Source organism: Paenibacillus kyungheensis (assembly GCF_028606985.1).
GTDB lineage: Bacteria > Bacillota > Bacilli > Paenibacillales > Paenibacillaceae > Saccharibacillus > Saccharibacillus kyungheensis.
Genome location: NZ_CP117416.1, coordinates 4,594,778 through 4,617,466, shown reverse-complemented (window position 1 = coordinate 4,617,466; position 22,689 = coordinate 4,594,778). Strand labels below are relative to the sequence as shown.

General features: G+C 39.6%; 17 protein-coding genes. All 17 read left to right on the top strand.

Annotated elements, in window-relative coordinates:
* The first annotated feature begins 4 nt into the window (after nucleotides 1-4).
* The 17 genes from atpA (at nucleotide 5) to PQ456_RS19925 (ending at nucleotide 22,269) form a co-directional block, all read left to right on the top strand.
* Nucleotides 5-1,519: a F0F1 ATP synthase subunit alpha gene (atpA, locus tag PQ456_RS20005; RefSeq protein ID WP_273613780.1), complete on the top strand. Its 1,515-nt coding sequence runs from the start codon at nucleotides 5-7 to the stop codon at nucleotides 1,517-1,519.
* A gap of 135 nt (nucleotides 1,520-1,654) precedes the next feature.
* Nucleotides 1,655-2,524 carry an ATP synthase F1 subunit gamma gene (atpG, locus tag PQ456_RS20000; RefSeq protein ID WP_273613779.1) on the top strand — a complete coding sequence of 290 codons (870 nt, stop codon included), beginning with the start codon at nucleotides 1,655-1,657 and terminating at the stop codon, nucleotides 2,522-2,524.
* 94 nt (nucleotides 2,525-2,618) lie between these two features.
* Nucleotides 2,619-4,019: a F0F1 ATP synthase subunit beta gene (atpD, locus tag PQ456_RS19995; RefSeq protein WP_204826280.1), complete on the top strand. Its 1,401-nt coding sequence runs from the start codon at nucleotides 2,619-2,621 to the stop codon at nucleotides 4,017-4,019.
* Nucleotides 4,020-4,053: 34 nt separating this feature from the next.
* Nucleotides 4,054-4,470, top strand: coding sequence for a F0F1 ATP synthase subunit epsilon (locus PQ456_RS19990; RefSeq protein ID WP_204826281.1), 417 nt, complete (start codon nucleotides 4,054-4,056; stop codon nucleotides 4,468-4,470).
* A 375-nt stretch (nucleotides 4,471-4,845) separates the two neighbouring features.
* The gene (locus tag PQ456_RS19985) at nucleotides 4,846-5,094 is read left to right on the top strand and encodes a DUF1146 family protein (protein WP_204826282.1); all 249 of its coding nucleotides are present in this window, start codon (nucleotides 4,846-4,848) and stop codon (nucleotides 5,092-5,094) included.
* A gap of 247 nt (nucleotides 5,095-5,341) precedes the next feature.
* On the top strand, nucleotides 5,342-6,712 hold the full coding sequence (gene murA, locus PQ456_RS19980) for a UDP-N-acetylglucosamine 1-carboxyvinyltransferase (protein ID WP_273613778.1): 1,371 nt from the start codon (nucleotides 5,342-5,344) through the stop codon (nucleotides 6,710-6,712).
* A 375-nt stretch (nucleotides 6,713-7,087) separates the two neighbouring features.
* Nucleotides 7,088-8,086 carry a rod shape-determining protein MreB gene (gene mreB, locus PQ456_RS19975; RefSeq protein ID WP_273613777.1) on the top strand — a complete coding sequence of 333 codons (999 nt, stop codon included), beginning with the start codon at nucleotides 7,088-7,090 and terminating at the stop codon, nucleotides 8,084-8,086.
* 100 nt (nucleotides 8,087-8,186) lie between these two features.
* Nucleotides 8,187-9,068, top strand: coding sequence for a flagellar hook-basal body protein (locus tag PQ456_RS19970; protein ID WP_273613776.1), 882 nt, complete (start codon nucleotides 8,187-8,189; stop codon nucleotides 9,066-9,068).
* Nucleotides 9,069-9,104: 36 nt separating this feature from the next.
* Nucleotides 9,105-9,929, top strand: coding sequence for a flagellar hook-basal body protein (locus tag PQ456_RS19965; RefSeq protein WP_273613775.1), 825 nt, complete (start codon nucleotides 9,105-9,107; stop codon nucleotides 9,927-9,929).
* The gene (locus PQ456_RS19960) at nucleotides 9,922-10,224 is read left to right on the top strand and encodes a DNA-directed RNA polymerase subunit beta (protein ID WP_273613774.1); all 303 of its coding nucleotides are present in this window, start codon (nucleotides 9,922-9,924) and stop codon (nucleotides 10,222-10,224) included. The genes PQ456_RS19965 and PQ456_RS19960 overlap by 8 nt, the downstream gene beginning before the upstream one ends.
* A 202-nt stretch (nucleotides 10,225-10,426) precedes the next feature.
* Nucleotides 10,427-10,882, top strand: a complete 456-nt coding sequence (gene fabZ, locus PQ456_RS19955; protein ID WP_274171745.1) for a 3-hydroxyacyl-ACP dehydratase FabZ — start codon at nucleotides 10,427-10,429, stop codon at nucleotides 10,880-10,882.
* A gap of 66 nt (nucleotides 10,883-10,948) precedes the next feature.
* The gene (locus tag PQ456_RS19950; RefSeq protein WP_273613772.1) at nucleotides 10,949-12,664 is read left to right on the top strand and encodes a phospho-sugar mutase; all 1,716 of its coding nucleotides are present in this window, start codon (nucleotides 10,949-10,951) and stop codon (nucleotides 12,662-12,664) included.
* 196 nt (nucleotides 12,665-12,860) lie between these two features.
* Nucleotides 12,861-14,888, top strand: coding sequence for a DUF5693 family protein (locus PQ456_RS19945; protein WP_273613771.1), 2,028 nt, complete (start codon nucleotides 12,861-12,863; stop codon nucleotides 14,886-14,888).
* Nucleotides 14,861-16,012 (top strand): polysaccharide pyruvyl transferase CsaB, encoded by a 1,152-nt coding sequence (gene csaB / locus PQ456_RS19940; protein WP_273613770.1) that lies wholly within the window; start codon nucleotides 14,861-14,863, stop codon nucleotides 16,010-16,012. Before PQ456_RS19945 ends, csaB begins: the two co-directional genes overlap by 28 nt.
* A 6-nt stretch (nucleotides 16,013-16,018) precedes the next feature.
* Nucleotides 16,019-16,777 (top strand): WecB/TagA/CpsF family glycosyltransferase, encoded by a 759-nt coding sequence (locus PQ456_RS19935; RefSeq protein ID WP_273613769.1) that lies wholly within the window; start codon nucleotides 16,019-16,021, stop codon nucleotides 16,775-16,777.
* A 113-nt stretch (nucleotides 16,778-16,890) separates the two neighbouring features.
* Nucleotides 16,891-18,018: an MraY family glycosyltransferase gene (locus PQ456_RS19930; RefSeq protein ID WP_204826292.1), complete on the top strand. Its 1,128-nt coding sequence runs from the start codon at nucleotides 16,891-16,893 to the stop codon at nucleotides 18,016-18,018.
* 234 nt (nucleotides 18,019-18,252) lie between these two features.
* On the top strand, nucleotides 18,253-22,269 hold the full coding sequence (locus tag PQ456_RS19925) for an S-layer homology domain-containing protein (protein ID WP_273613768.1): 4,017 nt from the start codon (nucleotides 18,253-18,255) through the stop codon (nucleotides 22,267-22,269).
* Nucleotides 22,270-22,689 lie beyond the last annotated feature (420 nt).

Sequence of the window (22,689 nt, the reverse complement as noted above, 5' to 3'; positions counted from 1 at the left end):
TGACTTGAGTATCAGACCTGAAGAAATCAGTACATTGATTAAAAGTCAAATCGAGCAATACAAAAACGATATTGAAGTCGTTGAAGTTGGAACAGTTATCCAAGTAAGTGATGGTATTGCCCGTGTATACGGTTTGCAAAATGCAATGTCAGGCGAACTTCTTGAGTTCTCTAACGGCGTAATGGGTATGGCTTTGAACTTGGAATCCAATAATGTCGGTGTTGTTATCCTTGGGGAGTATTCACAAATTCGTGAAGGCGATCAAGTAAAACGCACAGGACGTATTATGGAAGTTCCAGTAGGGGAAGCTCTTCTAGGTCGCGTTGTCGATCCTTTGGGTCAACCTGTAGATGGTAAAGGCCCTATTGCTGCAACAGAATTCCGTCCTGTTGAAGGCGGAGCACCTGGTGTTATTGACCGTAAATCGGTTCATGAGCCTATGCAAACAGGTATCAAAGCGATCGACGCTATGGTTCCTATCGGTCGTGGTCAACGTGAGTTGATTATCGGTGACCGTCAAACAGGTAAAACAGCGATTGCTATCGATGCAATCATTAACCAAAAAGGTCAAAACGTAAAATGTATTTATGTAGCGATTGGTCAAAAACAATCAACTGTTGCTCAAGTTGTAGAAACACTTCGTCGTCATGGCGCATTGGAGTACACTATTATCGTAACAGCTGCTGCTTCTGATCCTTCACCACTACTATACATCGCTCCATATGCAGGTTGCGCAATGGGTGAATACTTTATGTATAAAGGCGAGCATGCTTTGATTATTTATGATGATTTGTCCAAACAAGCGGCAGCTTATCGTGAATTGTCCTTGCTACTTCGTCGTCCACCGGGTCGTGAAGCATTCCCAGGTGACGTGTTCTATCTTCACTCCCGTTTGCTAGAGCGTGCGGCTAAGCTTAGTGATGCAAAAGGTGGCGGTTCTTTAACAGCATTGCCATTTATTGAAACGCAAGCTTCTGACGTATCTGCTTATATTCCTACAAACGTAATCTCGATTACAGATGGACAAATTTTCTTGGAAGCTGATCTGTTCTATGCAGGTCAACGTCCAGCGATTAACGTTGGTATTTCGGTATCTCGTGTTGGTGGTTCCGCTCAGATTAAAGCAATGAAAAAAGTTGCAGGTACACTGCGTCTAGATCTTGCTCAATATCGTGAGCTTCAAGCGTTCTCCCAGTTCGGATCTGACCTTGATAAATCAACAATGTCTCGTCTAAATCGTGGTGCACGTATGATGGAAATTCTAAAACAAGGCGTTAACCAACCATTGTTAGTAGAACAACAGGTAGTGAGCTTGTATACAGCAGTTAAAGGTCATTTGGATGATATTCCGGTTGCAGATGTACGCCGCTTTGAATCTGAATTCCTTGCTTATATGACAAGCAGCCAGGATGCTGTTTTACAATCGATTCGTGATACAAAAGATTTGACTGCTGATAATGAAAAAGCATTGGTAGATGCAATCAATACCTTCAAAAAAGGTTTTGCTACCTCCAACTAATTTCATTTGATCGAAAATAGATGTTCTGCAATGAAGTTGCTACAGCTCCGATAGCCAATCTGTCGGACTGTGGTCAACCATGATTCAGGAAACAACTTTGAACTTGTTTTCAGAGGGTTAAGGTGGTGAAATCATATGGCTAAAGGTATGCGCGAGATCAAACGTCAGATTAAAAGCGTAGAAAATACAAAACAAATCACCAAAGCAATGGAAATGGTTGCGGCTTCCAAACTTCGTAAAGCACAAGAGAAAGCACAAGCAGCACGCCCATATTCCGATAAATTGCGTGAAGTGGTTGCGAGTATTGCTTCTGGAACAAGAGGCGTATATCATCCGATGTTGGAGAAGCGTCCTGTTAAACGGATTGCTTATCTCGTAGTGACTTCCGACCGTGGACTTGCGGGTGGTTATAATGCCAACATGCTCAAATATGTTAGCAATCAGATCAAGGAAAATCATACATCGACAGATCAGTACGAATTGTTCATCATTGGACGAAAAGGACGCGATTATTTCCGTCGCCGCAATCTTCCTATTACAGAAGAAGTGACAGAATTGACCGACTTTCCGACCTATGCCGATATCAAATCTCTAGCCTACGAGGCTGTTAAAGGATATGAAGAAGGCAGATACGATGAGCTTTACTTATGTTATAACCAGTTTATCAATGCATTAACACAAGTTCCAAGTTCAACTCGTTTGTTGCCAATGGAATCTGTAGAAGTTGCAGAAGAAGATAAACTCAAAGCAAGCTATGAATACGAGCCTTCAGCAGAGGGTGTATTGGAAGTTCTTTTGCCAAAATATGCACAAACACTGATCTACAACGCTTTACTTGAAGGTAAAGCTAGTGAACAGGGTGCTCGAATGACAGCCATGGGTAGCGCAACGAAGAATGCATCTCAAATGATCAAAGATCTAACACTTGTCTATAACCGTGCTCGTCAAGCATCGATTACACAAGAGATCACTGAGATCGTCGCGGGAGCTAACGCACAAGGCTAATCCGGCTTATTAATATAATTATGTACAAGCAAGTGCAATAGCATTGCTTGATGACATCGCTGCATACAGCAAGTCAGTAGGAGGGAAAACGATAATGAACAAAGGTCGCGTTGTAAGTGTAATGGGACCGGTTGTAGACGTAGAATTCGAACGTGGTCAACTTCCGGAAATCCTACACGCGCTCAAAGTCGAAACTACGCTAGATAACGGTAACAAAATCGACTTGACGCTTGAAGTATCGAATCATCTGGGGGATAATCTTGTCCGTTGTATCGCAATGTCTTCCACAGATGGTCTAGTACGTGGACTAGACGCTCTTGATCTAGGTGCTCCTATTTCAGTACCTGTAGGTAACGTAACGTTAGGTCGTGTATTTAACGTATTAGGTCAACCTATCGATGAAGCTGGTGATGTTGTAGCTGAAATCAAAAACCCGATTCACCGTCAAGCTCCTAAATTTGACGAATTGTCTACACAAGCTGAAATTCTTGAAACAGGAATCAAAGTTATCGATTTGCTAGCTCCTTATGCTAAAGGTGGTAAAATCGGTCTGTTTGGTGGTGCTGGTGTAGGTAAAACAGTAACTATTCAAGAATTGATCAATAATATCGCGCAAGAACATGGTGGTATTTCTGTATTTGCTGGTGTTGGTGAACGTACTCGTGAAGGTAATGACCTTTATCATGAGATGAGAGAATCAGGCGTTATCAACAAAACAGCAATGGTATTCGGACAAATGAATGAGCCTCCTGGTGCACGTCTTCGTGTAGCTTTGACAGGTTTGACAATGGCTGAGTATTTCCGTGATGAAGAAGGAAAAGATGTATTGTTGTTCGTTGATAACATTTTCCGCTTTACACAAGCAGGTTCTGAAGTATCTGCATTGCTAGGACGTATGCCATCTGCGGTAGGTTACCAGCCTACACTTGCAACAGAGATGGGTCAATTGCAAGAGCGTATCACTTCTACCAAAAAAGGTTCAGTTACGTCGATTCAAGCGATCTATGTACCAGCGGATGATTATACCGATCCGGCTCCTGCGACTACATTTGCTCACTTGGATGCAACAACGAACTTGGAACGTAAAATCTCTGAAATGGGTATTTTCCCAGCAGTAGATCCACTCGCTTCCAGTTCACGTATCTTGAATCCTGAAATTGTTGGAGAAGAACATTACAATATCGCTCAAGGTGTTAAGCAAATCTTAGCACGTTACCGTGAGCTACAAGATATTATTGCAATTCTGGGTATGGATGAATTGAGTGAAGAAGATAAGTTGACTGTATCGCGTGCGCGTAAAATTCAACGTTTCTTGTCTCAACCGTTCCATGTTGCTGAACAGTTTACTGGAATCAAAGGACGTTATGTACCTGTTAAAGAAACAGTACGTAGCTTCAAAGAGATTTTAGATGGCAAACATGATGATCTTCCAGAAGCAGCATTCCTCTTTGTAGGCACGATTGAAGAAGCAGTGGAAAAAGCAAAAACACTGTAAATTATATGCCTGCAAAACGTGAGGAGGGATGAAAGTGAGCACGTTTCTATTGGAAATTGTAACACCTGAACGTCTGGTGTTTTCCGAACAGGTGGATCAATTAAGAGCCACAGGTGTAGAAGGTCAACTTGGGATTCTAGCAGGTCACATTCCGATGGTTACTCCACTAGAAGTCGCTCCATTGGTGTACAAAGTCAATGGGAAAGAAACAGTGGTAGCTATTCAGAGTGGATTTCTAGAAGTCCGTGCTGATAAAGTAGTAGTGTTGGCAGATAGTGCAGAATTGCCGAACAATATTGATATTGAACGTGCAAGAGCAGCAAAAGAACGTGCTGAGCGCCGTCTCAACAACAAGTCGACTCAAGATCACATTGACTTCCGCCGGGCTGAACTTGCTTTACAACGAGCAATGAATCGTCTTAAAGTATCTTCAGCTGGTGAGAACCGTTAAATGTATATAACCGGGCCGCTATATAGGGTCCGGTTTTTATTTTTTAATTTGTCTATAAAAATGGCTTGTGCTATTATAGGTGAGTTCGTTTTGATCATATAATAGAGATTCACAGATTTGAGAATGATTGTCTTTTGAGAAATGTTAGGTCTTTAGGCGTATCCCTGCTATTTTTATTTCAGTAAGATTTATTTATTTGCTGAGAAAAATGCTTTGAAAATGCAGTTATTTTCTGAAATAACACCAATATGACAAGAAAATGCTGATTTTTGTAAATTTGGGACTAGATTCTTTAACGCTGTGCAAGTATTATAGAATAGTCCGTATAAAAGGATGATTAATGAGTAAGCAATAAAGGAGGGAGCTATTTCAAAAATGAGTACGGTAGATACAGTGTCCGCTGTCGGTGTGAACGGTTTACTATCCATATTCATATCGCTCCTTTGTATTGGTCTGTCCTGGTGGGCATTGCAAAATTTAAAACTTGATTTACTGATTCGTTATCCCAAAAGTGCTGCCGGCAAATTGCTCCATTTGTTATTGTCGATTGTACTCGGGCATTTCGTATCCAACTTCCTGCTGGATTATATCCGCTGGACACAGTCTATCCGATTTATGTTTTGAATGTGAACAGTGTGGTTATAAGTGTGTTAGACTATTTTTTTGAAACCAAACAGTTGTATGATTCTCACCTACTACATTAAAAACTAAAATTTATGCAATATGGTATTGTACAATCACACGAATCTGAAAGATGAATTAGATTAAATAACAGACAGATACCATGGTCTGTATGCAACTATGTTCAGCTTGATCTGATTCGTCATTGTGTAATGCCGGATAAGCAAAATGACGCGCGGAGGGAACCCTAATGAGCAAATTTATCGTCCGCGGTGGCAAGCGATTAACAGGAAGTGTTAAAGTTAGCGGAGCTAAGAATTCTGTTCTTCCAATTATTGCTGCCTCACTACTTGGAGAAAATGGTGTAAGTGTTATTCATGACGCACCTTCTCTTGACGATGTAATGACGATTAGTAAGGTATTAGAATCGCTAGGAGCGGTTGTTACATACCAAGATGAGACTATTCAGGTCAATGCAGAAGAATTAACTTCTTGTGAAGCACCGTATGAATGGGTAAGCAAAATGCGTGCCTCTTTCTTGGTTATGGGTCCATTGTTGACTCGCTTGGGTAAAACTCGTATTTCTTTACCTGGTGGTTGTGCAATTGGCACACGACCTATTGATCAGCATCTTAAAGGCTTTGAAGCTATGGGTGCAGAGATTAATTTGGGGCAAGGCTACATCGAAGCAAAATGTGATGGTAGACTTCGTGGAGCGAAGATTTATCTAGACGTAGCTAGCGTAGGCGCTACTGAAAACATTATGATGGCAGCTACTCTTGCAGAAGGTACTACAACGATTGAGAATGCAGCTAAAGAACCTGAAATTGTAGACTTGGCTAACTACCTTAACAGTATGGGTGCTATAGTTCGCGGAGCAGGTACAGGTGTTATTCGCATTGAAGGTGTAGAATCTCTTAACGGTACAGAACACACAGTTATACCTGATCGTATTGAGGCAGGTACATATATGGTTGCCGCAGCTATCACTGGTGGTAACGTGTACGTGGAAGGTGCTATCGCTGATCATTTGGGTCCTGTTATTTCTAAAATGGAAGAGATGGGTATTACGATCATTCCAGACGAAAATGGAGTGCAGGTTATTGCAGATAAGCCACTTCGTGCTGTCGACTTAAAAACTTTACCTTACCCTGGTTTCCCAACAGATATGCAAGCACAGATGATGGCGTTAATGCTTGCTTCTGAAGGAACTAGTATTATTAGTGAAACTGTATTTGAAAATCGTTTTATGCATGTCGATGAGTTCAACCTGATGAACGCGGGGATTCGTATTGAAGGTAGAACATCAATCGTAACAGGTGGAGCAAGTCTAGTGGGCGCGAAAGTATGCTCAACAGATTTGCGCGCAGGAGCTGCATTGATTTGTGCAGGTTTGATCTCTGAAGGAACAACAGAAGTTAGTGGAACGCACCATATTGATCGTGGATATGTGCATTTGGCTGAGAAGTTGTCTGGATTGGGAGCAGATATCTGGCGCTTGGAAGAAGTAGAACCTTCTCAAGAACCTACACCTGCGGTAGAAGAACAAATGGCTGCTTTTTCTGACAAAACAGAAAAAGTAAACACAGCTACTTTGAACGTTCAACCAACACTTGCTTAAAAACAGTATATGAATTTAATGTATCTATAGGCGAACATTAGATCGCTTTTGATATCGTAATTCACGTATATTAAAGAGTCAGACTGATTATAGTCTGGCTCTTTTGGTATATATGACAGTTTCTTTTCCAAAAATGACGAACAATGGCGTTGAATACCCTTGGCAATTATGCTAATTTTAATAAGTCAGCCTTTTGCATTCATTTTATAGTGGGCCCATATACATACTTTTTTCGCTGAACTGATCGTTGCCGGAGAACGTTTATTCGTTAACATATCATACATAACCAGTGAATAGGCTCTCAGATGATGTAAAAGCATAAAATAACGGACGGTGCTTTGTTACCGGAAATACGAACTTTTGGAGGCTCTTGATATGTTCAGCAAGGATATTGGAATCGATTTAGGTACAGCAAATGTTTTGATTCATGTAAAAGGAAAAGGTGTCGTGTTGGACGAACCTTCAGTAGTCGCTATAGAAACAACAACCAAACGTGTACTTGCTGTCGGTGAAGAAGCAAGACGTATGATCGGTCGGGCACCGGAAAATATTGTCGTTATTCGTCCACTTCGTGATGGAGTTATTGCAGATTTTGAAGTAACCGAAACGATGCTTAAACACTTTATTAATAAAGTAGGCGCTCGTAGCTGGTATAGCCATCCTCGTATTTTGATCTGTGCACCTACCAATATTACTTCTGTTGAGCAAAAGTCGATTCGTGAAGCAGCAGAACGCAGTGGTGCCAAAGAAGTGTTTTTAGAAGCAGAACCCAAAGCAGCAGCGATCGGAGCAGGTATGAATATTTTCGAACCAAGTGGTAATATGGTTATTGATATCGGTGGAGGTACAACCGATATCGCTGTATTGTCTATGGGTGATATTGTAACTTCAGCTTCACTAAAAGTTGCTGGAGACAAATTCGATGAATCGGTCATTAGACATATCAAAAATAAATATAAATTGCTGATCGGTGAACGTACAGCAGAAGATATCAAAATTAATATTGCGACAGTACGCCCGGGTGGTGTACAAAGAGAAATGGATATTCGTGGTCGTGATATCGTAAGCGGATTGCCTAAAACAATTACAATTTCGTCCGGTGAAGTACAAGAAGCATTATCCGATACGATTTTGTCGATTGTAGCAGCAGCCAAAACTGTGTTAGAGCAGACGCCTCCAGAATTATCCGCAGATATTATTGATCGTGGTGTTATTTTGACAGGTGGCGGAGCGATGTTAGACGGGTTAGAAGAATTATTATCTCAAGAATTACATGTCCCTGTACTGGTTGCAGAAGATCCTATGCACTGTGTTGTTAAAGGAACAGGAATTATGTTAAATAATTTGGACAAAGTCTCTAAAAAAAAGTTCTAGTCTAACCGATATATAAGAGTAGAATGTAATGATGAGACGGAAACTTGGATATACACAATCAGAATTACCCATATATTGAACACGAAAGGAGTGTCCGGTAATGTTAAGAGGTCTATATACGGCAGCTTCAGGTATGATCACTCAGCAACGTCGCCATGATACCGTGACGCAAAATATAGCAAACGTAAATACCCCTGGATACAAGCAAGTAGAGAGTATTGAACGTTCTTTTCCAGAAATGCTGATCTCGCTAAATAATGGAGATCAAGGAGCAAGCAACCAAAATATTGGTCGTTTGAATACAGGCGTACTGGCAGAAGAAAGCATCTCTATGAATGTACAAGGTGATATGCGTCAGACGAATTCGGCAGACGACTTTGCTTTGGTGTCAGAGATTAATCTGGCAGACCCGACAACCCGGCAGAACATTCCTTTCGATGCTTCAGGTAAATATGTAGCAGAAAACGGTACCGTGACGTACCGTCCACAAGCTTTTTTTACAGCAACTAGCAAAACAGGTGAGACTGGTTATACGCGTGACGGTAATTTTCAATTGAATGCAGCAGGACAATTATTGACATCTACAGGTAATCAGGTATTAGGAGCAACAGGTAATCCGATTACACTACGTGGTTCAATCGATGATTATAATTTTGATTCAAGAGGAAATATCACAACCAAATTGAATGGCGCTACAGTAGGACGCTTAGGAATTTCTGTAGTCAATCTACCAGGTCAGATGACTCGTGCAGGTGATGGATTATTTCGTGTAACAGATCCAGCTACAGCAGGGGTGAGACAATTGCAAGCAGGCGATAATGTAGAAGTTCGTCAAGGTTACTTGGAAGGTTCTACAGTAGATGCAGCCGCTTCAATGGTTGATTTAACAGCAGCACTTCGTGCTTATGAAGCCAATCAGAAGATCGTACAATTTTATGATAAAAGCTTAGACAAAACAGTCAATGACGTAGGTCGTGTATAATATAGCAGTATAGATGGTTAGCAAAGGAGGAGAATAATGAATAATTCGATGATCAGTGCAATGGTAGCGATGAGCGGTATCCAGCAAAAACTGGGTGTGGTATCTGACAACATTGCGAATGCCGATACCGTTGGATATAAAGGAAAGCAAGCTACATTTGAAGATGTATTTACCGCTGTCAAACAGCAACCAGGTGCAGCGTCTGCTTTGCCAGGTCGTGTAACAGGTGCTGGGTACAATCTTGGGTTTGGTGCTCGTATGGGCGATGTGACGATGAATACAGCTCAAGGTGAAATGCAGACGACTAACAATCCAACGGATTTGGCTATTCAAGGTGACGGTATGTTTGCAGTGAGTGCCGATGGTAAGCAAGGTTGGACACGTGAAGGTTCTTTCCACTTCGTACCGTCAGCAACCGATCCGACCAAAGCATTTATGGCAACCGATCAAGGCTATTTACTTATGGGGAAAAATGCTAGAGGTGTATCTGCTCCTCTAGAAGTTCCAGCCAAAACTAATATCCAGATCGATGACAAAGGTGTTGTTCGTTCTACAGATAGCGCAGGTAAAATTACAATCCTTCCACAAACCGTTCAAGTAGATCGTGTCATTCATCCAGAAGGTCTTACACAAATGGATGGCAACTTATTCATGTTACCTACCGGAGCGAACTTGAATGATGTTGTAGGCACGATGTCACCAACAACTCAAATCCGTCAGGGATTTTTGGAAGGTTCTAATGTCGATTTGAGTGCAGAAATGTCTGAATTGATTACAGTGCAACGTGCATATCAGCTGGCAGCACGTACGTTATCTTCTAGTGATAATATGATGAGTATTACCAATAGTATTCGTGGCTAGTAGACGCGCAGCCGTACAAGAAGCGGCTAAAGCTCAAGGGAAAGCAACTCCTAACAAAAAAATTGTGAGAAAACCTGCTGCACCTGAGAGAAAAGAGCCGGAGAAGAAGCCAGCCACTCGATCTTCTTCGGCAGGTATCAAAACACTACGTGTACTATTAGTGATCGTTGGATTTGTTGTTGCTTTGATAGCAGGCTTAGCAGTAGGTTATGCTATGATTGGCAAACAAAATATATCGGATGTATTATATCCAGAAACATGGGCGCATATTTTTCAACTTGTTTTTGCACCATGACCTTTAAAGACTCCTGCTAATGCAGGAGTTTTATTTTTGTTGTCGAAACCGTTATAATGATGTGGAATGCTTAAAATGACTAAAAAATGCTTACATATTATATGGGACAATGCAGGGGAACCAATCTTTTCTGAACAGATGCGCATGATATGTAGAGAAGCAACTGTAAAGAGAGAATAGAAGTGAACCTATACTGTTGAAAATGAGAGGGGTTTTGGTTGTGTTAGATGTACAACAAATTCAGGAGATTATACCGCATCGTCCTCCTTTTTTACTGGTAGATCGCATACTGGAATTGGAAGTCGGTAAACGTGCAGTAGGGATCAAAAATGTAACAATCAATGAACCTTTTTTTGTAGGACATTTTCCGGGCTATCCGGTAATGCCAGGTGTGCTGATTGTTGAAGCGTTAGCTCAAGTAGGTGCAGTAGCTATTTTACAAATGGAAGCTAACCGTAATAAACTAGCTATGTTTGCAGGGATCGATGGTGTTCGTTTCCGTGGACAGGTTGTGCCTGGAGATACACTTCAATTAGAAGTAGAAATTACCCGTATGAAAGCATCGATTGGTAAAGGTCAGGCCAAAGCAACTGTTAATGGTACAGTTGTTGCTGAAGGCGAAATTATGTTTGCACTGACTGATCCGAATAAAGAATAATTGATCAGATTGAATATCAAATGAATGTATTTTTTATAAACCATATATAGAGAAGGGATGGATATTATGACAACACTTAGTGAACAAGCTCAACGCAATCTAGATCAATGGTTAAATGATGAATCGATCGATGCAGCAACCAAAGAGGAATTGCAAGGGCTCCAAGGACAAGACAAAGAATTAGAAGATCGCTTTTACCGTGATTTGGAATTCGGTACAGGTGGATTACGTGGAGTGATTGGTGCAGGCAGTAATCGTATGAACTCTTATACGGTAGGTAGAGCAACACAAGGATTAGCAGAATATATTGTATCTGCTCATTCCGGAGAAGGTAAACCATCTGTTGTGATCGCTCATGATTCCCGTCACTTTTCACCAGAGTTTTCATTAGAAGCAGCTTTGGTACTTGCTGGGAACGGAATCGTAGCTAAGTTATTCCCTTCACTTCGTTCAACACCAGAACTTTCCTTTGCAGTGCGCAATCTAAAAGCAACCGGTGGTATTGTGATTACAGCAAGTCATAACCCGCCTGAATATAATGGATACAAAGTGTATAACAATAGTGGTGGACAATTGGTTCCTCATGAAGCAGAAAAAGTGATTAGCAATATCCGTGAAGTTTCTTCTTTTGCGGCGATCAAACGTATGAGCCGCGAAGAAGCAGAGCAACAAGGATTGCTAGTATGGTTAGGCAAACAGGAAGATGAAGACTTTATCCAAGCAGTTACGGATATTAGTGTGAATCGTGAATTGTTACAAGGCGAAGCAGGTAAAGCTTTGAAAATCGTCTATACCCCTTTGCATGGAGCAGGTAATCTTCCAGTACGTGCAGGATTGGAACGTCTTGGCTTTACGAATGTTTCTATCGTGTCTGAGCAAGAAGCACCAGATGGTAACTTTACAACGGTGAAGTCTCCTAACCCTGAAGAACGTGAAGCTTTTACACTAGCGATTAAACTTGGTGAAGAAGTAGATGCTGATATTCTAATCGGTACTGATCCAGATAGTGACCGTATGGGTGCTGTTGTAAAAGATCCTACTGGTAAATACTTTGTACTTACAGGTAACCAATCTGGTGCCATTATGATCCATTATTATTTGAGCCAGCTTCAAGAGCAAGGCAAACTTCCTTCGAATGGTGCAGTCATTAAGACTATTGTAACCAGCGAAATGGGAGCGGCTATTGCTGAACATTATGGAGCAACAGTGTTCAACACATTGACTGGTTTCAAATACATCGGTGAAAAAATGAACCAGTTTGAACAAAGTGGCGAGCATACGTATCTGTTCGGTTATGAAGAGAGTTATGGTTATTTAGCAGGAAACTATGCTCGTGACAAAGATGCAGTTGTTGCAGCATTGTTAATTAGCGAAGCCGCTGCTTATTACAAACAACAAGGCAAAACACTATATGATGTTTTGCAAGAGTTGTATGAACAGTTTGGACATTTCCAAGAAAGTCTGGAATCACGTACGCTTAAAGGAAAAGATGGAGTAGCGCAGATTCAAGGAATTATGGAATCATGGCGTACAGAAAGCCCTGCTGACATTGCAGGTGTTAAAGTAAGCGAAGCCTTAGATTACTCTAAAGGTCTAGACGGTCTTCCAAAAGAAAACGTATTGAAATTCTTATTGGAAGATGGATCATGGTTCTGCTTGCGTCCATCCGGTACAGAACCAAAAATCAAAGTATATTTTGCTGTTCGTGGCGATTCAGGCGCAGATGCAACAGATCGTATTCAAAAGTTAACGGCTGCTGTAATGCAACGTGTTGATGGTTAATAGTCAATTTATTTTACGAAAATCGTAGATTGTCATCAATTTTTAGTAGGATAGACGCTGTAGGCAGTATATAATAGATCAGATGAATGAAGGGTTCCGCTGTGAAGCTTAGTCTTAGCAGCGGAACCATTCGTTATGTTTTTCTTTGGGCGACTGCTTGAGAATGATATAACGAACTTACTAAGGAGGTACTTGAGTGGTTCAGAAATGGCAGCATTGGAATAATTCTTCTGTGAAATGGTTATGGATATTGGTGATTATTGGTTTGGTGGCTTCGTTGCCTATCGCTTTTGATCGTACCAAAACCGAGTCAACGTCCAAAAATGTGGAGTTTGTTTTTAATTATCGTAATCTGATCGATATTGCATCGTATCAGCCTCATCCCCAGGATTATATCAAGCAACAGCTTTTATTGCTTAAGGATGCAGGCGTAGGTTCTGTAGCTGTATACCAAAGTAATTTAAGTGAATTGCAAAAATCACAACGTCTTAATGTGTATAATTCTGTGGATGTGGCTAATCTCCAAAATCAGGTGATTCCACAAAATGAAAATTTTACATATGTCCAATTTACAAGTGAAGAAAATGCGCAATTATTAGAGCCGGTTCTTCAGCGTGTATACAATTCATTGGGCATTGCTGTCGTACCCTGGAGCTTTAAAGGATTACCAGGTGTTATTATTCAGACTTCTACGGATGAAGCTGGACTAAAACCGCTCGATCCTGATCCGATTACAATGCGGATGCTTCATAATATGGGATTCCAGATTGTCCCTCGTTTGAATGATTCATTACCATATGACCAGACGCGTATGAATGGATTGCTAAGTCAATTTGCTGAGTACGGGGTCAAAACGATTCTTTTTGATGGTGAATCTGTTACTGGTTTTAATGACGATATTGAGAAGAAAAGTATCGCTAACTTTGCAGCATTGTTAAATCAATATCATATCGGTATCGCTGCGATTGAAAACTTAAAAAAACCACAAACTGGTTTTAGTAAATTAGCGTATCTTATGCATTATAACGTTGTTCGTTTGTATTCATTAAGCGAATCTGATTCTAAGCTTGATCCGTATACAGTAGCTGATCGTTTTGCACTAGCTGCAAAAGATCGCAATATTCGGATGATGTATATCAATTTGGCAGTATCTCGTGATACCGCTAAAGCTCAAATGACTAACTCTATTGATAATGTTATTAAAAGTTTGCAAACAGAAGGACAGGCTATTCAGAATATCGAAAGTCATGGTTTCAAAATTGGACCTGCGTCTGCTATGGATGTCAGTCATTCTGCTTTCAACAAATACTTCAAATTGCTTGTCTTAATTGGAGCTATTGCTTACATTGCTTTGTTAGTGTCTTATTTTGTACGTCGTTTAACATTAATTGTGTTCGTGCTTGGATTGATCGGAAGTGCGGGAATGATTCTTATTCATCAGGCACTTATTTTAGAGCAAGGTATCGCTTTACTTGCAGCTATTAGTGCACCGACGATTGCAATGATCTATGCGGTACGTAAAGTTGATCGCTTGTACGAAACAAGACATCAATTATCAGCAAGCCAACGTGTCATTCAAGCGGTTATCTTATTTATTCGTACATCGCTTTGGTCGTTAACAGGGGCGTTATTCATTATTGGGCTTCTGAATGATATTACGTATCAACTGGTGATTAATCAATTCCGCGGCGTAAGTTTACTACACTTTGCACCTATCGCTTTGATCGCGGTATATATCGCTTTCTACCGTGGCAAACAAAGTTTTGGTATAGGTGGTATCCGCAAAGTATTAACCACTCCAATTACTTTAACTTGGATTATTGTATTAGGAATTGTAGGGATTGTAGGAATGTATTATCTTTCTCGTACAGGAAATGCAGGAACAGTAACACCACTTGAAATGCACTTCCGTAATGCACTGGAAAGCTTGCTGGGCGTTCGTCCACGTAACAAAGAATTTTTGATGGCACATCCATTATTTATCTTAGGTGTATTTATTGCAGCTAAATACCGTCATGCAATTTACATTATGATTATTGCTTGTATTGGTCAATTATCAATGGTTGATACATTTGCTCATATTCATTCACCTGTTCATATTTCATTGATTCGTGGTTTACTTGGAATGGGACTTGGTTTGATTCTTGGATTGGTTGCTGTTATCGTATGGCAAATCCTTGAAAGGTGTTGGAAAAAATGGCTACCGCTTCTACGAAAATCGTAATCTCTGGATACTATGGATTCCGCAATAGTGGAGACGAAGCGGTATTGAAATCGATTTTGAATTCACTGGAAGATCAGGGTAAACAGCAAGGTATTCAGATCGAGCCTATCGTATTGTCAGGTGATCCAGAATGGACTTCCAAAATGTATGGAGTACGTTCTGTAGGACGATTGAAGATTCGCGAAATTCGCCAACTGTTAAAAGAAAGTGATGGTCTAATCAGTGGTGGAGGTAGTCTTCTTCAAGACTCTACAGGGATTATGACGATTCCTTATTATCTTGGTATTGTTCGTATTGCTCACTGGTTACGTAAGCCAGTCTTTATTTACGCGCAGGGCGTAGGCCCTGTACAAAAGAAATTCTTTTTCTCTTGGATCAAAAATAGCTTCAAAAAAAGCGCATATGTATCTGTACGAGATCAAGAATCTGCTTTGTTACTAGAAAAAATGGGACTTTCTCGCTCGAAAGTTGAAGTTGTAGCTGATCCTGTCATGGGATTACCTTTACCTGTAAAGCAAGAACCTATTCACATTAACCCTTTGAATACTATAAAAGAAGCGAATATCGATTCGCTTCCTGTAGTTGGTATATCCGTTCGTTTTTGGGACAAACAACGTCGAGAATTGGATGGAATAGCAGACGGTTTGCGATTGCTCAGTCAAGAATTACCTGTTCATCTTCGGTTTTTACCGTTCCATTTGCCAGAAGATGAACAAGCTTCTCAGTATGTGATCGATCGTATTGGTGATATCAGTGATCATGGAAGTGTGATCAGCAGTGCAGAACAAGTGACCGATCCACAACAAATGTTAGTGGAAGTTAGCCGCTGTCATGCTATTATAGGTATGAGGCTTCACAGCCTGATCTATGCAGCATCTCAGTCGGTACCTTTAATCGGAATATCGTATGATCCCAAAATCGATCAATTTCTGAATCGGTTGCAGATCCAAGCAACAGGAACCAGTACCAAAGTAGAACCGTTACAATTGGCACAAGAAACGAAAGCATTGCTAGATGATCAAGAAGGATGGCGCGCAAGCAAAGCTTCTTTAATTGAATTACTCAAACAAGATGCTGCTAGCCCTGCTCGTTTTATTGCTCATTATTATTTAGCACAAAGGTGATATATAATGAAACAATGGAATACTATACCGACTGTTCCGATCTATGGTTTACAAGTATCTAAAATGAATATGGATGATACTGTTGAGTACCTCGAACAAAGTATCAAAAAGGGTAAACCACAACAGATTATTACAGCGAATCCGATTATGATTATGACAGCTTTAGAGCAACCGAGGTATATGCAAGTTATGAAAAATGCAGAATTATTAGTTCCTGATGGTGCAGGGCTGGTATGGGCGGCTTCAACTTGTGGTCAACCTGTTGCTGAACGTGTAGCTGGATACGATTTATTGCATCGCTTAATGGACAGAGGTCAGACCCTTCATTGGAAAGTATATTTGCTGGGTTCAACTCCTGAAGTGATTCAGGCAACAGCTACCCGGTTAAAAAGTTTATATCCTCATACTGCGATTGTTGGATATCGGGATGGTTTTTTTGGCCCTGATCAAGATGCAGAGATTATTGCAGAAATTCGACGGCTTTCACCTGACCTTTTGTTTGTAGCAAGAGGAGCAGATACGCAAGAACCGTGGATTGGTACATACAAGCAAGAATTGGGTGTTCCGATCATTATGGGCGTAGGAGGAAGCTTTGATGTGATCTCCGGTAAGACCAAACGTGCACCAAAATTGTTTCAAAAATTGCGTTTAGAATGGTTTTATCGCTTGTTAAAAGAGCCTACTCGTTACAAAAGAATGCTTGCGCTTCCGAAATTCGCATTAAAAGTGCTAAAGGACAAGGAAAACGTAGTAAAAGTTCAATAAATAGATGAAATTTAGATGAATATCGCTGAAAATGTGCTTAAAAGCAGTTTGGTGTTTAATTTCGAACGGAGTATAATTGGCTCCGTGAGATAAATTGGGGGTCGAAAAGCAAAATGTTAATCATTTTTATTCTCGGATTTGTTCTGGCGCTGGCATTAGCACTGGTTCTAACGCCGCTCGTCAAAAAGTTTGCAATTCGAATCGGAGCCGTAGATGTTCCTAATGCCCGTAAAGTGCATACGAGAATCATGCCAAGGCTTGGCGGACTGGGGATTTATTTAGCATTTACGATTGCTTTTGTCGCTGTCCTTCCGTTTTTGCCATTTGATCTACCTGCACGCGATGCTAATTTTATGAAAGCATTTTTTACAGCTGGTTCAATCATCGTATTGATCGGTGTACTAGATGACCGTTTTGAATTATCAGCTCGTGTTAAATTGTTAGGTCAGATTATTGCTGCATGTACAGTAGTATTCGGATATGGAATTAAAGTCGATTTTGTAAATATTCCTTTTCAAGATTCATATTCTTCACTTGAGAACTGGATCGCTATTCCTTTAACCATCTTCTGGATCGTCGGTGTAACGAACGCAATTAACTTGATTGATGGTTTGGATGGGTTAGCAGCAGGTGTATCTGCTATTGCGATCGGTAGTATTTTTACAATGTCATTGATTATGGGTAACTACCCTGTAGCACTTTTATGTTTACTTCTTTTAGGAGCGATTGTTGGATTCCTTTACTTTAACTTTCATCCAGCCAAAATCTTTATGGGTGATACAGGATCATTGTTCCTGGGTTTCAGTCTTGCGATGTTATCCTTACTTGGATTTAAACAAATCGCGGTTGTTTCATTTATTACTCCTTTGATCATTATCGGTGTACCATTGTCTGATACCTTCTTCGCGATTATCCGTCGTTGGGTACATAAGAAGCCGATTTTTGCACCAGACAAAGGTCACTTGCACCATTGTCTACGCGAACTTGGGTTAAGCCATCGTCAGACGGTATTGTTGATTTATGGAATTGCTGCTTTCTTCGGTGTATTGGCAATTATTCAATCATCGGCTGCGATTAATGAAGCGAACTGGGTTACATTCTTAGTCATTTGTGTAATGATGTTTGTTCTTCAAATTGGAGCAGAACTTATTGGATTGGTTGGCAAAACAAAACGCCCTCTTCTTGGATTGATTGCTCGCTTACGTATCAAACCTGATCCAACACGTGGAAGTAAGCCTTAAATGAACATCAAGTAAGAAAAATAATATAAATTGTGAATCAGTTGTAGATTCTTTGATAGCAAAGGATCTCAGCGATATCGTAACCTCTCTTTCTATAGAAAGAGAGGTTTTTTTATGTGGATTTCTCTGAACTTATTAAAATATATCTGTAGGATGCCGATAAAAAGGGTAGACAGGTTATGCCCGCCATTAGTGAGTTGGAGCAGCGACCGAAATCAAAGGAGGAACATCATTTTGAAGAAAATACTATCGATGCTTATGGCGGTAGTTCTTATTGTAAGTAGTCTACCCCCAGGTTTAGGTGCAAAAACATTGCAGGCAGCAAGCTTTTTTATTTTCCCGAGTGAAAGTTACGACCCTGCTTCACCTCATGTAGTAGGCGATAGCAAAGCAACAATCAACGGTAGCTTTAATAGTGTAAATGCTACAACAATCAAGTATAGTGTGACTCGTATTTATAAAAACGGTAACGCTTATGTAGATGATACAACGAACCAAAACACTGGATTGACTAACTATACAATTAATAACTCTGCTATCACAGTAACAGATATTCCTTTATATGCTGGACTGAATAGAGTTACATTTACTGCAAGTCCGGCTGGTGGTGGATCGAATGTTTCAGAATCTATTTATTTCGAATATCATGATGGTCCGACATTATATAATTTGACAGCAACACTAGATGGAAGCACTGTAGCGCTTAAAGAAGATACGCCTGTTGTGCTAACAGCTACGAGCACAAGTACAGCTTACAAACAAAACAAAGCAACAATAGCATTATCTGGTTTTGCTCCTAATGCAACAAAAGTTATTGTTTCTGTTAATGGAGGAGCAAGTAGGACAGCGAACGTATCTAGTTCAAATGGATATTCCTTTGCTGCAGCGCCTTTAACATTGAATAGTGGTAAAAACACATTGAGTATCCAAGCACTAAATGGTACTCAAACATTAACGACTACACGTGAAATCACTTTTTACAATGGTAGTACAACTTTTTACGACACGTACGCAAAAAATGGAACGACTAACACATCTGGAGATTTAGCTAACTTTCCTGATTTTAATGTAGCTCCTTCAGGTACAGATGCTAGTACAGGTTTGCCTACAGGCTCTGCATCTATTACAGGTAAAGTAGTCGTGCCTTTAGTGAAAGGTGTTCGCCCTGATTTGACAGATTATCTGCAATATACTTTAGCTGGTGGAGTAACAGCATCTGGTGCTGTAACACCTACAGTTGTAGAAACAGAGTCAACTACAGATTATATCACTTTATCATACGCGATTCCTGAATCTACAGGTATTAAATATGATAGCCAAGTCAATTTAACAATCACGATTAAAGGTGGATCAGCTTCTAGCTCCGGATTAGGATATACTCTTCGTAATAGTAGTGCAGCTTATATTTATAAACTAAATTACTTGCCAGGTTATTCTTCTTCGACAACAGCATCACAAGCTCGTAATTTGAGTAGTTCTGCGTTAGATGGAGCTAATATTTTCTCATTACCTACAGCAGTAGAAGTTTTGGTAGCTAATGGAGATTCCAATACGACTGTTAATCTTGATAGTGTAGTTGATTCTTTGGGTACAACAACTAAGAATCCAACCACAGCATATAGTGTTGAGAATATTCTTTCTGAAAGCACAGTAGTTAATGTAAATGGTACGCAACAAACTATGCAAAGAGTGCTATTGAAAGTTACGAAGTTGCCTGCTTCCGGTACGTTAAAACTTTCATTTACAGCTGCAAAAGGAAGTATTGTAAGTGCACCTATGTCAGCAACAATAAATTTGCTCTATGGTCCTTATATCAGTTATAGTAAAGCATTTGATGGACAAGTGGTTCAATATGGACAAAATGATACAACCGTAGCAACTGCTGTTATGGATACAGCATTAGACCATTTTTCAGGTAAGATTGTTAACGTAGCAGATACAAGCGACATCGTATATTCTGGTGCAGGTCAAACTGTGTTCTTCTATATTAATAATACCTTGATTCCACTTAAACCTGGAAAAGATGGTGTAACAACATTTTTAGTAGATAGTGATGCGGATGCTTACAAAGCATTATTCTCAGGAGAGAATACAATCAAATTTGTATTTAAATCAGATAAAACGTCTTATGATAATACAATTAAAGTAAATCTAGTACCAACGGATATTCCGGTTATTCCTTATAATACTACTCTTGGAATCTTCCCATATACTGCGGGTACTAATGATATACCTACAGCTAAAGATGATACTAACTTTCCTATGAAAGGTTCTAACTATACTACAGCAAAAGAAAATTATAGTGTCTATGGAACATTTGACTTTCTTGATTTGGGTACAAATGCTTCAGCTGTAAGAGGAAGCCTTAGCGGTACAACTCTTAAAGATAAATTAGCTAATTACAAACTAGTTATTTCTGATTCTACCGGAACTACTGTAGCGACTTGGAAACTTTCTGATGCTTTTACTGGCATGCAAAATAAAGTGGCTACATCAGATACATTTAACTCGACAGTAATCCCTGATTTTTCAGTTTATTATGATTACGATACACAATCTTTTGCATTTACATTGAAAAATCGTACGATGCCTTCTGATGGTAGCCCAATTGTTTATACGTTCACTGTATATAACTCTGGAGATGGTGGGCCTACTGCTAATGCAACAATGGAATTGGATCCACAAAGTGATACCTATACTATCGTTAGACCGCTAACAGCTCAAAAATTAACTAACAAAAACTTTATTGATGTTATTATTGATTCTAAAGGTGCAACTGCGGTAACAATCAATAAAGAGACAGCTACCAAAACAACATTTGATACAAATAACGATGGTAAAAATGAGTATGAAAATGCATATCGTATTCGTGTTAAAGATTTGAAAGCTAATAAAGATACTAATATTCCGATTACTGTAACGATTGGTAATCAAGTTTTAAAAGATTCTGTAACTGTTAAATATGTACCTACTAATATTCCAGGTGCACAATTTATGCAAGCTATGAAAACAACTGCAAAAGTATTTGAAGGGGATTTGGCTTTGAAATTCCCTGCAGGAACTAACTTGATTAGACGTGATACTGATGCAGCAGAAAATCTCAAAACAGAAGTATTCTCAGGTAATAATATTTTGTTTGCTATTGCTAATAGTACAGATGGAGTAATCGATCGTTACGATTTTGAAACTCCTGCTGCAGGATTACAAGAGAAATACAAAATAGGGCAACAATATTTTGTGAACAATTTTAATTCTCATTTTGTAAAAGCAAGCCCAGTATATTGGATTGATCCAGGTATTGCAGATAATATTTCGACTACTGCATATGATCCAATTGCCGATGGACAGGATCCTTATCAACCTGTTACATTCCCAAGTAGCCCAGTTGCGCCAGATTTCTATAATCGTGATCCAGATAATGAGCTAGTTACGTCCAAACCAGGAACAATGACATTATCTTATCTATCTGATATGGCAGTTGATGCTGGTAAACTAGTAACTGTATTGTATTTCGATCCTGAATTGAAGCAGTGGGATAATGTGGGTGGAGTAGTTAACGCTTCTAAACGTACAATTACTGTTCCATTTGATCGCTTCGGTTATTATGTAGTAGCTAAATTAAGTTATTCCTATACAGACATTGTGCAACATAGTTATGCACGCGACTATATGGAAGCTTTATTTGCTAAAGGTATTATGAATGCTACAGATCCAGATACAAGTTTTGGAGCAAATCAATATATTACACGTGGCGAGTTTGTTAGAGCTATTGTTAAAGCTCTAGAATTACCACTTAACTATCAAGGAACCAAACATTTCATTGATGTAAGTAGTAGTATTAGTTCTATAACACAGAATGCTTTATATGATTTCCGTTACATCGAGACAGCTGCACGCGCAGGATTTGTGCGTGGAACTCAGCCTCAAGTATTTAGTCCAGGAGATAACATCTCAAGACAAGATGCAGCTGTAATTATTGCGAGTGCAACTAATTTAAAACTAGAAACAGATATTACTAAGATTAATAAAGGTCTAACGAAATACTTTAAAGATTTTAATTCTATTGATCGATATGCTAGAGCTTCCGTATTAGCTGTAGCCCAAAAAGGGTATATTACAGGTTCAGCTATTGACCCTAATGATCTAACTAAGGGATACACCTTTGATCCTAGTGCTAAAATGCTTCGTTCAGATACAGCTATTATCTTAGCTAGAGTAATGATTGGACAAAAGTTACTTCCTAAAATGTAATTTGTTACTAAAGAGGGCTCTTATAGAGCTCTCTTTTTTTGTCTGCAAAAATAATTGTTATCAGAGTGGTTTAAATAGGTTAAAACGTGTTTAGTAGTAATATAGTTACGAAAAAGTATTGTAGGCAAAACTGGCATATCTTCTCAAAGTGTAGTATGATAATCAAGGCTCTGTTTCGCGATATAATATATGTCGCAAAAAAAACAGAAAACTTTTTTTGAAAAACCGCAACTTTTTGAAGAAACCTGCGTCTACATATATGAACCCGATAAAACAAGGCAACATAATTGCTGACAGGTTATTAAATTGAGATTAACTTTTGGAATGTTTAGTCGATCTCAATGTGAAAAAATGTCTTTACGGCATCATTGACGCAATGTATAATAACTTCTGTGCACTGCGGTTTTTCGATTGACAAAT